This is a genomic window from Maritalea porphyrae (assembly GCF_027213965.1).
Classification (GTDB): domain Bacteria; phylum Pseudomonadota; class Alphaproteobacteria; order Rhizobiales; family Devosiaceae; genus Maritalea; species Maritalea porphyrae_A.
In genome coordinates, this window is sequence record NZ_JAPWGX010000005.1 from 16,427 (window position 1) to 31,834 (window position 15,408).

The 15,408-nt window shown below is 50.6% G+C and carries 15 protein-coding genes; 2 read left to right on the forward strand and 13 right to left on the reverse strand.

Annotation, left to right across the window (positions count from 1 at the left end):
- Nucleotides 1–14: 14 nt before the first annotated feature.
- The 4 genes from O4H47_RS14790 to O4H47_RS14805 all read right to left on the reverse strand — a co-directional run bounded on the left by O4H47_RS14790 (nucleotide 15) and on the right by O4H47_RS14805 (nucleotide 3,465).
- Complete coding sequence (locus tag O4H47_RS14790; protein WP_269394786.1) at nucleotides 15–1,412, reverse strand: L-serine ammonia-lyase; 1,398 nt, start codon at nucleotides 1,410–1,412, stop codon at nucleotides 15–17.
- Between the two features lie 166 nt (nucleotides 1,413–1,578).
- Nucleotides 1,579–1,968, reverse strand: a complete 390-nt coding sequence (locus O4H47_RS14795; protein ID WP_269394787.1) for a hypothetical protein — start codon at nucleotides 1,966–1,968, stop codon at nucleotides 1,579–1,581.
- A gap of 106 nt (nucleotides 1,969–2,074) precedes the next feature.
- The gene (locus O4H47_RS14800; RefSeq protein ID WP_269394788.1) at nucleotides 2,075–3,121 is read right to left on the reverse strand and encodes a permease; all 1,047 of its coding nucleotides are present in this window, start codon (nucleotides 3,119–3,121) and stop codon (nucleotides 2,075–2,077) included.
- A 2-nt stretch (nucleotides 3,122–3,123) separates the two neighbouring features.
- Nucleotides 3,124–3,465 carry an ArsR/SmtB family transcription factor gene (locus tag O4H47_RS14805; protein ID WP_269394789.1) on the reverse strand — a complete coding sequence of 114 codons (342 nt, stop codon included), beginning with the start codon at nucleotides 3,463–3,465 and terminating at the stop codon, nucleotides 3,124–3,126.
- A 216-nt stretch (nucleotides 3,466–3,681) separates the two neighbouring features.
- Here O4H47_RS14805 and O4H47_RS14810 point away from each other — a divergent pair, with 216 nt between their 5' ends.
- Complete coding sequence (locus O4H47_RS14810) at nucleotides 3,682–5,394, forward strand: ABC transporter ATP-binding protein (protein WP_269394790.1); 1,713 nt, start codon at nucleotides 3,682–3,684, stop codon at nucleotides 5,392–5,394.
- A 73-nt stretch (nucleotides 5,395–5,467) separates the two neighbouring features.
- On the opposite strand, the gene arfB is transcribed toward O4H47_RS14810, so the two are convergent.
- The 4 genes from arfB to fliI form a co-directional block, all read right to left on the reverse strand.
- Entirely contained in the window at nucleotides 5,468–5,881 is a 414-nt protein-coding gene (arfB, locus tag O4H47_RS14815) for an alternative ribosome rescue aminoacyl-tRNA hydrolase ArfB (RefSeq protein ID WP_269394791.1), read from the reverse strand.
- A gap of 162 nt (nucleotides 5,882–6,043) precedes the next feature.
- Nucleotides 6,044–6,814 (reverse strand): sulfite exporter TauE/SafE family protein, encoded by a 771-nt coding sequence (locus O4H47_RS14820; protein WP_269394792.1) that lies wholly within the window; start codon nucleotides 6,812–6,814, stop codon nucleotides 6,044–6,046.
- Between the two features lie 266 nt (nucleotides 6,815–7,080).
- On the reverse strand, nucleotides 7,081–7,494 hold the full coding sequence (gene fliJ / locus O4H47_RS14825; protein ID WP_269394793.1) for a flagellar export protein FliJ: 414 nt from the start codon (nucleotides 7,492–7,494) through the stop codon (nucleotides 7,081–7,083).
- Between the two features lie 28 nt (nucleotides 7,495–7,522).
- Nucleotides 7,523–8,854, reverse strand: a complete 1,332-nt coding sequence (fliI, locus tag O4H47_RS14830) for a flagellar protein export ATPase FliI (protein WP_269394794.1) — start codon at nucleotides 8,852–8,854, stop codon at nucleotides 7,523–7,525.
- Between the two features lie 385 nt (nucleotides 8,855–9,239).
- Here fliI and ctrA point away from each other — a divergent pair, with 385 nt between their 5' ends.
- On the forward strand, nucleotides 9,240–9,941 hold the full coding sequence (gene ctrA, locus O4H47_RS14835; protein WP_269394795.1) for a response regulator transcription factor CtrA: 702 nt from the start codon (nucleotides 9,240–9,242) through the stop codon (nucleotides 9,939–9,941).
- 64 nt (nucleotides 9,942–10,005) lie between these two features.
- Here ctrA and O4H47_RS14840 read toward each other — a convergent pair whose 3' ends face one another.
- The 5 genes from O4H47_RS14840 to O4H47_RS14860 are packed head-to-tail and all read right to left on the reverse strand — an operon-like array spanning nucleotide 10,006 to nucleotide 15,379.
- Nucleotides 10,006–10,818 carry a CheR family methyltransferase gene (locus O4H47_RS14840; protein WP_269394796.1) on the reverse strand — a complete coding sequence of 271 codons (813 nt, stop codon included), beginning with the start codon at nucleotides 10,816–10,818 and terminating at the stop codon, nucleotides 10,006–10,008.
- Nucleotides 10,819–10,829: 11 nt separating this feature from the next.
- Nucleotides 10,830–11,897 (reverse strand): chemotaxis-specific protein-glutamate methyltransferase CheB, encoded by a 1,068-nt coding sequence (cheB, locus tag O4H47_RS14845; RefSeq protein WP_269394797.1) that lies wholly within the window; start codon nucleotides 11,895–11,897, stop codon nucleotides 10,830–10,832.
- A gap of 23 nt (nucleotides 11,898–11,920) precedes the next feature.
- A complete protein-coding gene (locus tag O4H47_RS14850) occupies nucleotides 11,921–12,286 on the reverse strand; it encodes a response regulator (RefSeq protein WP_269394798.1) in 366 nt (121 codons plus the stop codon).
- A gap of 34 nt (nucleotides 12,287–12,320) precedes the next feature.
- Nucleotides 12,321–12,791 (reverse strand): chemotaxis protein CheW, encoded by a 471-nt coding sequence (locus O4H47_RS14855; RefSeq protein ID WP_269394799.1) that lies wholly within the window; start codon nucleotides 12,789–12,791, stop codon nucleotides 12,321–12,323.
- Nucleotides 12,788–15,379, reverse strand: coding sequence for a hybrid sensor histidine kinase/response regulator (locus O4H47_RS14860; RefSeq protein ID WP_269394800.1), 2,592 nt, complete (start codon nucleotides 15,377–15,379; stop codon nucleotides 12,788–12,790). Before O4H47_RS14860 ends, O4H47_RS14855 begins: the two co-directional genes overlap by 4 nt.
- Nucleotides 15,380–15,408: the final 29 nt, after the last annotated feature.

Genomic DNA, 15,408 nt, shown 5'->3' on the forward strand with positions numbered 1-15,408 from the left:
ATCAGCCGTTCTAATCAACAAGCGGGCAGCGCAACACTTAACCCGCCAAGCGAGGTTTCCTTATAGCGGCTGTCCATGTCCTTGCCCGTTTCATACATGGTTTTGATGCAGGCATCGAGCGGCACAATATGGTCTCCATCACCATTAAGCGCCAATGACGCCGCCGCAATCGCCTTGATCGCGCCCATGCCATTGCGTTCAATACAAGGCACCTGCACAAGCCCTGCAATTGGATCACAGGTCATCCCCAAATGATGTTCCAGCGCTATTTCAGCGGCGTTTTCCACCTGTTCATTGGTGCCTCCCAGCACCGCGCAGAACGCGCTAGCCGCCATTGCGGATGCTGAGCCGATTTCACCCTGACAACCCACTTCTGCGCCAGAAATCGAGGCGTTGTGTTTAATCAAACCGCCAACCGCTGCACCGACCAAAAGCATATCCATTGCTTTGGCCATGGTCGCGCCGGGCACATGGTTCAAATAGTATTTGATAACCGCAGGGAAAACACCCGCCGCCCCATTGGTGGGCGAGGTTACAACTTGGCCACCTGCGGCGTTTTCTTCATTCACCGCCATTGCGTAAAGCGAAATCCAATCGTTCGCCACATGTGGCATTTGCTGGTTTTTGCCCCGCTGTTCAACCAACTTATCGCGCACATCTGCGGCTCGACGACGTACATTTAGGCCACCGGGCAAAACACCCTTGCCTTCAAGTCCGCGTTCAACACAATCGTCCATCACCGCCCAAAGCTTTTTAAGCCCGATGTTGAGATCCGTTTCACTCATCCGTGTAAGCTCGTTGGCGCGTTTCATCTCAGCGATGGTTTTGCCGCTCTTTTTACCAAACTCAAGCATTTCCTTTGCACTGTGGAAAGGAAATGGAATCGCAATGGCCTCTACCTTTTTCTCAAGTTTATCAACGTTCTCATGCTCAAATTTGGTGAGCACAAAACCACCGCCAATCGAAAGATAAGTCTCCTCAAACCGCACGTCGCCATCTGGCCCCAATAATGAAATAATCATCGTATTGGGATGCGGCATTTCCACCGTGTCATAGTCAAAAATCACACCCGTTCCAGGGTCCAATCCTGCTTCAAATCCGTCCGCAATTTCAATGGTTTTGCCGATCTTGAGCTTGACCATTCTGTCTTCAGAATCTGCGCGGTCAAACGTTTCGGGCGAAAACCCGCAAAGCCCAAACAAAACGGCCTGGTCTGTGGCGTGGCCTTTGCCGGTAAAAGCAAGCGAGCCCTGCAATTTACATTGCACAGTGCAAGCATCACCCCGGTCAAAACGGCCCTTATTTTTGGCCAAATGCGCAATAAAGCGGTTGGCGGCCACCATTGGGCCCATAGTGTGCGAAGACGAAGGCCCAATCGAGACCTTAAATATTTCAAATACGCTGACAAACATGCGTTATCCCCTTGTCGATGCCGCGAACCTCTTTTGGGTTGGCTTCCATCGGTTGTCGTTGTTTGGGGTCTTTGACCCACGATCTGACAACAGGATTAACGATCAAACAGGGCCAGTGCAAAGAAATAACTGCACTACCCCATTCAACTTTGGAATTATCAGCGCATTAGGCGAAATAACCGAAGTAGGTAAAGACAGCACCAATCAAAACGCAAAAGGCCATCATGACGTTGATAAGGCCAGCATGCTGGGCAAAGGATGACACCAAACCCACACCGGTTGACACAGGCAGAACCAACAAAGAAACGCCTTTCAGCAAACCAATCCAGCCAAACATCGTGATGAGTACAGGCCAACCTGCAACCCAGTGATTGTGGAAAAGCACAATCAACAACCCAACAAGCAACGACAAAACACCCGACAAAAGCTGTATGACAAGCGTTGCTTTAAAGGATTTGACCAATTCAATATAGTTGGCACGGTTCACAAACCCACCAACACCAATGGCCAAATAAATCGGACCCAACAATTGGGCTATGAATTGACTATTTTGCATATGGTCCTCCCAAAACTTCTAGTTAAATACTAGCACTGGTGCCCCCAAAACAAAATGCGCCCCCAAACGGGGGCGCACTTTTAGGCTCAAAGGGATTTGGTTAGGGTCAACCCACGAAGCCATTTGCATATTGGAACACCAATCCGAACAACACCGCCCCAACAATTGCAAACATTAAATAAGCGGCAAATACTTGTTTTTTGACCAGTGACATCACCGCCATCATGGCAGGGATTGAAGTGACCGGCCCCGCAATCATAAAGGCCATCGCTGCGCCTTGGCTCATGCCCTGGTCTAATAGTCCTGCGATCAATGGAATGGCCGCATAGCCATTCAAGTAAGCGGGCGCACCCACCAAAGCGGCAAGACCAATTGTGCGGATGCCTTCGCCGCCCAGCACTTGCGCCACAAGTTCTGCAGGCACATAGGTCACGAACAAAGCTTCAATGACGTAGGCAAGCGCCAACCATTGGCCCAAGAACAACAGATTGGTGATGCCTTCTTTGCGAAACACCTGCACCCGTTCTTGTTCAGTCCAGAACGCCCATTTCGGCTTACCCTTAAATCTGTTCGCCCCACATGTTGAGGCTTTGTAGTCTTCACGCAAAGGGTCTGCGATGGCGCCGCGTCTGCCAATCATTTTGATCACAAACCCACCCATCAAGCCCAAGGATACAGCAAAGACAGCCCGCGAAAGAGCAAATTCCCAACCAAGTTCGGACACAGTAATAATGAAAGTTGGTGGGTCAATGAGCGGTGAAGCCAACCAAAATGCCATAACAGCAGAAAGGGGCGCACCAACGGCCAATAGTCCGGCGATAAAGGGGATAACTTCGCACGAGCAAAATGGGGCAAGCCCACCGATGAGGGCGGCCAAAAAAATCGCCTGAATTTCACGCCCCGCAAATGCCCTGCCAATCATGCTTTCTGAGCCTGTGGCTTTCAAATAACCAATCATCAACACCGCGAACAGGATAAACGGCAAGGTGCCCATAAATGCGCGGATGGCGAATTGCACAATGGCTGGCAATTGCGCAAAATCCAATAAGGCAACGCCTACGAGCAACATGGCGATGGCAAAGGGCACGCTCTTGATAATTTTGCTTAGTTTATATTTTGGGCGAAGCTTTTGCCCTTGAGTGATATCAGACATGATTACTGCTCCTTTGCCTTAACACTGTCATTGGCGTTGGCAGGGGACCCTCGGTCATCGGCACAACATTGATTGATGATGAAACCCGCAAGCTCTTCGAGCTGATCCAGCTGGGCAAAATTATGGATGCTGCGGCCCTCTTTTTCCTGCCGCACAATGCCCGCACCGGTCATGAACTTGAGGTGGTGATTAAGCGTTGAAGCGGGAATGCCTGTGCGTTCTTGAATATCGCCCACCAACAAGCCCTTGTTGCCTGCCCGCACCAAACACATCAAAACCTCTAAGCGAGGCTCTGATCCCATCGCTGCAAACGCTTGCGCTGCTTGTGTTATCTCTATTGTCATCACGCGCTCCATATATATTTCTATAATTCTAGATATATCGAATCAATGGAGCTGTCAAGTTGATGTATTTTGGACACGCCAATACGCAAAAGTCGCTGTTTCACCAAAAACCAAAGCGCAACCATGTTGCGCAACAGACTGCCTCGTGCTTATTTTTACCTCAGCTTCTGAACCGAGCTTTCATCCATACTTCCCCCGCATTTGCTCGGACCTATTATGCTGAAACGTTTTTTTTCATACTACCTCCCTCATAAACGATTGTTTTTCTTAGATTTTGGCTGCGCGATCGCGTCTGGAGTTTTGGAACTTTTGTTCCCCTTGGCCATCATGTTGTTTGTGGATCAACTCCTACCAAGTGGCGATTGGCCACTCATCGCCACCGTCGCGGCAGTTCTGCTGGGGGTCTATGTTCTTAATACATGCCTAATTGCCATCGTCTCTTATTGGGGCCACAAGCTTGGCATCAATATTGAAACAGACATGCGCAATGAGGCGTTTGACCATCTACAAAAGCTCAGCTTTCGCTTTTTTGACCACGCCAAACTGGGCAAGCTCATCACCCATGTCACCAAGGATTTGGATGATATCGGGGAAGTCGCTCACCACGGCCCGGAAGACGTCTTCATTGCTTTAATGACTTTCGCTGGCGCTTTGGCCATCATGTTTTTTATCAGTTGGGAAATGGCTCTGATCACGGGGGCGGTTACCCCGCTGATCACCTGGCTTTTGGCAAAATATGGCCGATCAATGACCGCCAACTATCGCTCACTGTTCGCCCAAATAGGTGAAATAAATACCCGCATTGCAGAAAGCGTAGGCGGCACACGATTGGTCAAAGCATTTGCCAATGAGGAACATGAGCAAAGCCAATTTCGCAATACCTCGGCCGAATATCGAACCATCAAACTGCAAGCATACAACTATATGACCCGGTCATGGGCGATCTCATATTTTGCCATCCGCTTTATGCAATTGGTGGTAATGGTGGCCGGCAGCTACTTCGTCACCACCGGACAATTAACCAGCGGCGAATTCGTGGGGTTTCTCATTATCGTTGGTATCTTTGTGCGCCCAATTGAAAAACTCAACGCCATGCTCGATCTTTACCCTCGCGGCATCGCAGGCTTTCGCCGCTTTCTTGAGTTAATGGATACCCAGCCCGACATTGTGGACGCACCAGACGCGATTGATGTCGATCATCTTAAAGGCGATATCAACTACAACAATGTCAGCTTTTCTTACGGCAAAGACGCACGCGTTTTCACAGGCCTAGATCTTTCCATCAAACATGGCGAAACCGTCGCCCTTGTGGGGCCCTCAGGGGCGGGCAAGTCAACCATTTGCGCTCTTTTGCCCCGCTTCTACGAAGTGGATAGCGGAGAAATCACCATTGATGGCACCGACATTCAGCAATTCACCCAAAGCTCTTTGCGCCAACAAATCGGCGTAGTGGCGCAAGAAGTGTTTCTGTTCGCCGGCACCATCAAGGAAAACATCGCCTATGGCCGACTTGGTGCTGGCGACGAAGAAATCCGTATCGCCATTCAAAAGGCTTCCCTTGCCAACTTTGTGGATAGTTTGAGCAAAGGGTGGGACACACTTGTGGGTGAGCGCGGCATCCGCCTTTCAGGTGGGCAAAAACAGCGTCTTTCAATCGCGCGTATATTCCTTAAAAACCCACCCATCCTGATTTTGGATGAGGCCACGTCAGCGCTCGACACCGCAACTGAAAAACAAATCCAGAGCGCGCTGGCCGAACTCTCCAAGGGCCGCACCACACTGGTGGTGGCCCACCGTCTTGCCACTATCCGCAAGGCCGACAGAATTATTGTGGTCACCGAAAAAGGGGTAGTTGAGCAAGGCAGCCACGATGAATTGTTGGCGCACGACGGGGTCTATGCCGGGCTCCACAACGCGCAAGTGGGATAAACGAAAAAACCGTGGGCGAAATGGGCTGGCGCGTTGCTCCGGCCCCTCACCTAAACTCAAATAGGCAAAGCCATCATTCTTCAACTTTTCCGCGCAGTTTCTTCACGTCACCACGCACCTTTTTGGCCACCAAACGGCGTTTCACAGAACCCCGCGTCGGTTTGGTCTTCACCCGAAATTTTGGCTTTTCCACCGCCTTCAGGATCAACTCCGCCAATCGTTCTCGTGCAATCTCGCGGTTGCGCGCTTGGGATCGTGTGTCCTGCACAAAAATCACAATTGCCCCTTCAAGCGTCCAACGCCGTCCGGCCAACCGCTTCAACCGCCGTTTTATTGGGTCTGTCAAATTCGGAGATCTTTCCGCCTCAAACCGCAATTCAACTGCGGTGCTCACCTTATTCACATTCTGCCCGCCCGGCCCACTAGCCCGCGTGAACTGTTCAGACAGTTCCCAATCGGCAAGCGTGATTTGGTCGTTGATGCGCATTGAGGCCTTTAGATCTGGAAAAACCAATTAGCTGCCAAACCGTTTTCTTCTGCATGACGACGTTGAATATAGATAAATCATCATCATTGGGAAACATCTGACCTCAACGTTTTTCGAAACAATTAGATGCTGGATTGCAGGTTTTTTCCAATGAGCGAACGTTTAGACAAAATAACGCACGGTTTGGTATGTTGCGATGCTGCAAATGAGAGACCCGATAATGCGCAAAAGCCAATCTTCGCGGATGTGACGTACAAAGATCGCCGCCAAGGGGGCGGCAAATACGCCGCCAGCGATCAATCCCGCAACTGGCAATAACATTGTTCCAAGTCCATCTGCAGCGTCCCAATGTCCAAATACCAGAGCAAAAAGGAAGGTCAAAGAAACCGAAAACGTGATCAAGAATTCAGCTGCATTTACTGTGCCGACAACGTATCGCGGTGTTCCGCCAGCGCCAAGCAGACCCGTGGTAACCACAGGCCCCCAGCCACCGCCGCCCGCAGCGTCAAGAAAACCACCTACGAATCCAAGTGGCGCAACAACCGACGCAGGTACTGGCTTGGATGGAATTTTCATGAATGAACGGATCAGCAGATATACACCGATAATGGCCAAATATGTGGTCACAAATGGTTTAGCTGCGGTAGCATCTATAGATGTGAGGACATAGGCACCTAGAACACCGCCCAAAATGCCAAACGGCGTGAGGCGCCAAAAGAGTTTCCAGTCGACATTTTTATTGTACAGATGCGAACCACCGGATGCAGCAGTCGTAAACATCTCCGCCGTATGGATTGCAGCCGATGCCTGAGCGGGCGAAACACCTGTTGCAATCAGGACCGTTGACGAAATCACGCCATAAGCCATGCCTAAGGCGCCATCTACAGCCTGCGCAAAAAAACCTATGACAAAGAACAACAAAAATTCGGACATGCTCTTCAACCTGACGAAATAGCCGCCAACATTTATCACATTCAAACTGTGTATCGCTAGCGCGAAATGCCATCATTCAATTGAATTTGCAGACGATGTTTTCGCTTTGTCACCGGTGAGTAGGATTACGTTTTGGGCGAAGGATTTGCTGTCAAAGTTGCCACAACAACCAACATCCCCACACCCCCAAAAAGGCCGCATACCATGTGGTATGCAACCTCTTAAAATTCCAGGGTAAGTGAGCTAAGCAAACAGCTTAGACGAACCTATTTGCGATGTCGGCGCATGAGGGCGATTTCGTCCATCTCCGCCTGATCTCGCTTGGTTTCTTCTGCCGCTTCACGCGCGTGTTCGCGTGCATCGAGCAGTTCAATCTTTTTCAGCTCTTCAACTGACTCGGCCAACTCGTCTTGAGCTGCTTCCAACTTCATGCGCATTTCATCCGCAGAAGCTGTTAGATTATCGCGCCGATCAGCCGCAGCTTTGGCAAATGTCGAATAGGCAAAATGGCCAACATCAGTGATGCCGGTTTTTTGGTGTTCGATTTCAATTTGCTGATCCAATTCGGCTGCCATGCGTTCAAAATCGGCAACCATCATTTCAATCTGTGTTACGGCGCGACGTTTTTCATCGACCGTAAATTTTCTCAAGCGAATGAGAGACTCATTGCGTGATTTCATGACTTGTACTCCTTACCCAACCAAGTCGTCATTCCCCGCCGCCTTCTACACTGGCGACAATTTGTGCAAGCTGGTTATACCCTTCTTCAAGGCTCACCTGCTCATCTTGCAGTTGAGACAAAAACGCGTCCAACTGCGGCGCAATGGAAATGGCCGTGTCCACTTTAGGATCTGATCCAGACCGATAGGCCCCCAAGCGAATCAATTCCTCCATGTCAGCAAATACTGACATATATTCGCGCGCCTTGGCCAAAACGGGCCGATATTCTTCCGGAACACAGCCCGGCATGGTGCGCGAAATGGACCTCAAAACATTCACCGCCGGGTACCTTCCCCGCTCGGCAATCGCCCTTTCCATTACAATGTGCCCATCTAAAATACCGCGAACGGCATCTGCAATTGGCTCATTATGATCATCACCTTCCACTAAAACGGTAAAAAGTCCGGTAACAGAACCAGAATTTTTTAGTCCAGGCCCAGCTCTTTCCAATAATCTTGGCAATTCTGCAAAAACCGTTGGTGGATAACCTTTGGCGGTGGGCGGTTCCCCCGTGGCCAAGCCAATTTCGCGTTGCGCCATGGCAAATCGGGTCAAGCTGTCCATCATACATAAGACACGCTTACCCCTATCGCGGTAATATTCAGCGAGTGTGAGGGTCATATAGGCGGCTTGCCGACGCATCAATGCCGGTTCATCCGATGTGGCCACAACAATCACCGCGCGCTTAAGCCCTTCGGGGCCCAAATTATCTTCAATAAATTCTTGAACTTCCCGGCCCCGTTCACCGATCAGCCCAATAATCGCCACATCAACATCTGTGTTACGCGCCAGCATGGACATTAAAACCGATTTACCAACACCAGAACCCGCAAAAATGCCCATCCGCTGTCCGTCGCAGCAGGTGGTGAACGTATTGAGAATTTTCACGCCCAAATCAATTGGCGGCCCAACACGCGCACGTTCATGCGCAGGCGGTGGTGAAGCTCGCAAGGGATAATGGTCCGCACCTTTTAGAATTGGTGCCCCCCCATCAATCGGGTCGCCGTTCGCATCAATAACGCGACCAAGCCAATCATCTGACGGTTGAGCGGTACCACCATGCGAATAAAAAATCGCCTTACAGCCCAGCCGAACCCCTTCAAGCGCTCCAAATGGCAGGCAAAGCGCATGATCGTTTTCAAAGCCCACGATTTCGCACATTAGGTTACTGCCAAGCCGTGTTTCAATTGCCACACGACCACCCACGCGCAGTTCGCGCACTGGGCCGATAACCTCAACCAACAGCCCTTGGACGGTTTTCACCCGGCCAAACACCTCAACGGCATCCATCGCGTCAATATCGGCAATTAGTGATTCCAAAGCGCTTTCAATCCTTTTGATTCGGTTAATGCTAACGATTCCTTTACGGAAACGCACTATTTTCACAGTTCAAGCGAAAAAAAATCTTCTCCCGCTTCCATTTCAAAACACATTCAGTGACATGTAATTCAACGAGTCGAAAGAGTCGGTTGAAACCTTTTCTTAAACTAAATTATTAAGTTGGTAACCACTATTTTTTACATATATATCAATAACTTAAACTAAATGAAGAAAGTTGTTCAGTGCATATTGCGGAACTGAATTAAACTTTGTTAACTATTTCTCACTAGGGTTGATTCATATCCAGTAGGATTCATTAACTGGTGCGCTGATGTTGGGCTGCACCACGTAGGTTCCATGACGGAACAAGGACAAGGGGAACGACATGCGGGTACTCCTGATTGAGGACGACAGCGCAACAGCGCAGAGTATTGAGCTGATGCTCAAATCTGAGAGTTTCAATGTGTACACAACAGATCTAGGCGAAGAAGGCGTAGATCTTGGTAAGCTTTATGATTATGACATCATCCTGCTTGACCTAAACCTTCCTGACATGAGCGGATATGAAGTGTTGCGCACCTTGCGTGTGGCAAAAGTTCAAACCCCGATCCTTATTCTTTCTGGCCTTGCTGGCATCGAAGATAAAGTTCGCGGCCTGGGCTTCGGCGCTGACGACTATATGACCAAGCCTTTCCATAAGGACGAGTTGGTTGCCCGCATTCATGCAGTGGTTCGTCGCTCAAAAGGTCACGCACAATCGGTCATCAATACTGGCGACCTTTCTGTAAACCTGGACACCAAAACAGTAGAAGTTGGCGGTCAACGCGTTCACCTGACGGGCAAAGAATATCAAATGCTCGAACTTCTTTCTTTGCGCAAGGGCACAACCCTCACCAAAGAAATGTTCCTCAACCATCTTTATGGTGGCATGGACGAGCCAGAACTAAAAATCATCGACGTATTTATTTGTAAGCTTCGCAAAAAGCTTTCAACGGCAACGGGCGGCAAAAACTACATCGAAACCGTTTGGGGCCGTGGCTATGTGCTGCGCGAGCCAGACGAGAACGAATTGTCTGAAAGCGCATAAGGCTTTTAGCGGCAAACACGAATTTCAAAGCCCTGCCATTTTGGCGGGGCTTTTTTGTTGCCCGTCAAACGGTTGGCTGAAACAGATTTTGATGTTCCCTAGTTGGCAAAAATTCGCCACACACCCCAACTAGCGTTTCGGCGGCGCCCAGCATCAAAAAACCGTCGGGGCTGATTTGTTTTTTGATTTTACCTAGCACGTGGCATTTGGTTTCGACATCAAAATAGATCAACACATTGCGGCAAAACACGATGTCCACCGGCCCCACCTGATGCAGGTTCTTCAACAAATTTAGTTCTTTGAACTCAATCAATTCGCGCAGTTGTGGTTTCACACGCCAAGCGATGCCTTCTTGTTCAAAATGCGTAATCAAGCGTTGCGCACTCAATCCACGCTGTGCTTCAAACTGTGTGTAAAGCCCGTCTTCGGCGGTAGCCAATGCGGCCTGAGAAATGTCGGTCGCCAAAATGGAAACATCAATATCTTCCAAAAGTCGCTGGTTTTCCAACACTGAAATCGCAAGCGAATAAGGTTCTTGGCCCGTTGCCGCCGCCGCGCACCAAATGCGCAAGGGCTGGCCGTTTGCCCGTTTTTCTTCCGCCATGCGGGGCAACATTACCTTTTCAAACAATTCAAACGGCGTCCGGTCACGAAAAAAGAAGCTTTCATTGGTGGTCATTGCGTCCACCACGGCTTGTCGCAACTCACCCGTTGCGGCCATCAATTGAGTGGCCAAATGCTCAAAGCTCGAAATGCCAAATTTCGACATCACCGGCGTTAAGCGGGTTTCCACCATATAGGCTTTGCCTTCAGAGAGTTTAATGCCGCTTTCCTGCGCCACAAACCGTGCAATGGCTTGATATGTATGTTCTTGCATCCCAATCTCTCTCATCCCTTAAGTTGCAACAAGCGCGGCCCGATTTTGGCCAATGGCAACATCTGATCAACTGCCCCGGCGGCCACAGCCGCGCCCGGCATGCCCCATACCGTGCTGGTGGCCTGATCCTGCGCCAGAACCAACCCGCCTTTTTCGTGAACTAGTTTCGCCCCATTTGCCCCGTCGCTCCCCATGCCGGTTAATACAACCGCTGCACAATCCGCGCCAAAATGCGTGCCAATGCTTGCAAACATCGGGTCTACCGCTGGTTTGCAAAAATTGATCGCATCATCATCCCCGAGCGCTATGCGCAGTGCCCCGGCCTCCTCAACGATCCGCATGTGAAAACCACCCGGCGCCATATAAAGTCGCCCCGGTACAACCAGCTCCCCGTCTTTGGCCTCACCACCAGGCAATCCAATGCGTTCAGCCAAATCGTCACCTAGTAGCTTGGTGAAGTGTGCGGGCATATGTTGGGTGACAAATACCGCACAGTCTGAGAATTGTTCTGACAATGCACCAAACAATTCGTTCAGCGCCTGTGGCCCGCCCGTTGATGCACCGATGGCTAGCGCACGCATTTGCCCTTGCCATCGCTTCGATTTTTTAAGTCCATCGACGTTTGCAATTGCTGCACCATCGGTGCTGTTCTTGCTCCCACCCAAAGCGCGCAATTTGCCCAACAGCTGTTCACGAAAATGCTCCCGTGAAACCGCTGCGTCAGGTTTTGCCAAATAATCCGTCGCTCCCGCTCGCATGGCCGCAAGCGACGCCCGCGCGTTACGGGTTGTCAGAGTGGACGCAATGAGAATTTTGACATGGGGCAGTAAGGTTTTGAGTTCGGGCAAAGCGTCCATGCCCGACATAACGGGCATTTCCAAATCTAGTATGATCACATCGGGCTGCACACGCTGAGCCTCAGAGATCGCCTCGTGCCCGTTAATGGCACTACCAACAACATCTAAACCACGTTCCGCATCAATCCAGCGCCGCATAATCCCGCGGATTACCGCAGAATCGTCCACAAGCATAACCCGCACCGACGGAGCAGTTGCCCCGGGCACCATTCGCGCCTTCATAAGGACGCTCCTTTCGACCCAAATTACTTTTGGTCGAGATCCTGGAATTTGCGCTCCATAATTTCCCGATCAAAAGGCTTCATCATATATTCGTTGGCACCTGCCTTAAGGGCCATGGCAATGTGTCCCACATCATTTTCCGTCGTACAGAACAAGATTTTGGGAGCCTCACCACCAATATAGCTGCGCAATTCTTTGACAAATTCGAGCCCAGTCATAACCGGCATATTCCAATCCACTAGGATTGTGTCCGGCATGCTTTTTGTGCATTTTTCAAACGCTTCGCGTCCGTCCTCTGCCTCATCAACATCGTAGCCAATGTCTTCAATTATGCGGCGGGCAACTTTGCGAATGACACTGCTGTCGTCGACAATAAGACAGGTTTTCATTGCGCTTCTCCTTCAAAATGCACGTTCAGGCAGCTTATGCAGCCTCTTGATCAAGAACTTTCGCGATCAATCTGTCTGCCATTAGAACCGCCATCAGCTCACCGTCGAGCCTTAGGATTCCTTGACAATAGATCGCCAAATTCCCATCAAGATTGATCGGGTTTGGTTTAATGTCGGCCATACAATAGGCAACGACATCCCCAACACTATCTGCGAGAAGTCCATAAGATTCGTTTAAATATTTGATATTCACCATCTGCCGCCCAACAATTGGCGCCTCAATAGGGGGCAACCCTAAAAGTTGGTCTGTATTGATCGCCACAATGATGCGCCCGCGCAGGTTCAAAATGCCCGCGATTTCAGGACGCACCGACGGGATGGGGGTAAACCGTTCAGGTTTGAAGACATCGTCCACCATCTCAAGATTTATCGCAAACAATTGGCCGCCAATCCTTAGCGTTACCAACTGAATCATTGCGTTTGACGCTTTGGTTTCCTCGCTCATGCTGCCTCCAACTGCCGCATGCTCATCGCGCGGCTCACTGCTCGCGTAAGGTGTTCTCTGTCCCCTTTTGCAACAAAGTCAAAAAGGCCAACTTCTTTTGCGCGACTTTGCACGTTGGGACCGTCATATGAAGAAAGCGCAATAATGGGCGTGCCCGCCATGTGCGCCAATTCTCTGACAGATTGAGCGAGCGAGAACCCATCCATACCGGGCATCTCAATATCAGTAACGATTAGATCAAAGGTCGAACCTGCCTGCAGCGCCTCATATGCTTCTTCACCGTCCGTGCACACCGTCACGTCAAATCCAGCACTCTTAAATATCGGCACCAACATATTGCGGTAGAATGCACTGTCCTCAGCGTAAAGTAGGCGACGCCGTTTACGTTGGGCCAAGTCGGCCTGCCGATCAAATGACTTGGGATGCTCTTGTGCCATATAGTAGGCCATATCCAATATTTCCGTGGCGCGCCCCTTAATGATAGCGGTCCCCAAATAACCGCCACGCCGAGCTTCCACATCAATTTCCATACGGTCGGCCACAATATCGAGCACTTGCGCCACCACAATGCCAAGTCGGAACCCACGATCTTCAAACACAAGCATCGACATTTTGCGCTCAATGCTTTGGGGCGGTTCACACAAGAAATTGATCGGCATCAACGCCCCACGATATTGCAACAAATGCCGCCCATCCACTTTTTCAAGGTCGCAAAGTTTAACAGTCTCCAATCGATTAACCAGCGAAAGTGGCACCGCTTGTCGAGCCCCTTCGCGCGCTTCAAATACCAGCAATTCGGTCAGCACAGACTGATTGTCCAATTCCTCCACAACCGGCTGGGTCCGGGCCAAATCGCCCATGTCGGTTTGTGCAACTGAACTGGCCAGCCCTGAAGGATCCATAATCATAATAACGCTGCCGTCGCCCAAAATTGTGGTGCCAGAAAAATGTTTGAGCCCTTGCAGCGCGCCCATCATTGGCTTCACAACGATTTCCTCAGTGTGGAACACCTCGTCCACCAACAGGCCAAAACAATATTGGCCAACTTCGGTGACCACCACATAACCCTCGTCTGGCACCTCGCCCGGCCGCATACCCAGCAGATCGCTTAACCCAACCACAGGCAACAAGTGATCACGTAATTGCAACACCAAACTGCCATTTAAACGCTCAACTTTATTGGCTTTTTTGTTTACCCGCACCAATTCGCGCACCGCGCGCTGCGGCAAGGCAAAGCGCTCCTGCCCCACAGCAATAATCAGCGCAGGCACAATCGCCAAGGTCAGTGGGATTTTTAAGCTGACAGTGGTGCCGACCCCAACTTGCGACTTCAAATCAATCGTACCGCCAATCAACTCAACATTTGAGCGCACCACATCCATGCCAACGCCCCGGCCTGAAACGCTGGTTACTTCACTGGCGGTGGAAAAACCGGGGTGGAAAATCAACTGTTGAACCTGCCCGTCGTTCATCCCGGCCAGTTCAGCTTCGCTAACGATATCTTTTTCTAGCGCTTTGGATCTAAGCGCCTCAACATCAAGCCCCCGCCCATCGTCCACAATTTCGATGACAATTTGCCCTCCCTCATGGAAGGCGTTTAAGCGCACCGTGCCCACACCCGTTTTGCCCGCGGCTTGCCGTGTTGCTTGATCCTCCAACCCATGATCCGCAGCATTGCGAACCATATGGGTCAAAGGATCTTTGATCTGCTCCAAGATTTGTCGATCAAGCTCAGTGTCCTCTCCCGACATTTCAAGGGAAATTTCTTTGCCCAAATCCTTGGACAGGTCCCGTATCAACCGTGGCATTTTTTGCCACGCGGCAGAAATCGGCTGCATCCGGGTTTTCATCACCCCATCTTGCAATTCCGCCGTGACCGAACAAAGCCGTTGCAGCGGCGCGTTGAACTCGCTTTCTCCACGGCCCCGAGAGATTGCCATCAATTGATTGCGGGTGAGCACCAATTCGCTCACCATGGTCATCAAGCCTTCAAGTACCGGCAGTTGCACCCGAATGGCGAGTGGGGCCGCAATGTTGGCGCCGCTCGCTTTAGTCTTCTCCACGGGCTTTGCTGCAAGGGGTTCGGCCGCAGCAGCTTCGGGCACATCATCTATATCATCGGGGCCAGGGGCTGCCAAAAATGCAACTTCAAGCGGATCAAGCGGCGGCTTTTCGATATGCAATGGATCTTGGGCAAAACAGTCTTCATGATTTGGCCCAGCCGCCAACCGATTGAGCGCATCGATGAGGTCAAGATCATCCCCTTCCGGCTCGACGCCCGTTTCGGCTAAATTATCTAGATGAACTTTGACCCGATCAATGGAATTAAGGATGGTCTCTACCCCATCGCCAATCACTGGCGCACCATCGCGATATTGCCCCATCAAGTTCTCAGCTGCGTGGGTCAAAGCTTCAAGACGCGGCAAATCCAAAAAACCGCATGTACCTTTGATGGTGTGCACCAAACGGAATATTCGGCGCAATATCTCTTGATCGTCAGGGTGTTTTTCAAAGTCGACGAGCTCGGCGTCAACCTGTTCAATGCTTTCCGCCGTCTCGGTCAAAAAATCGCTTAAAAGCTCGTCCATGTGCTCGCCCAAAAAATATGCCCGCAAGA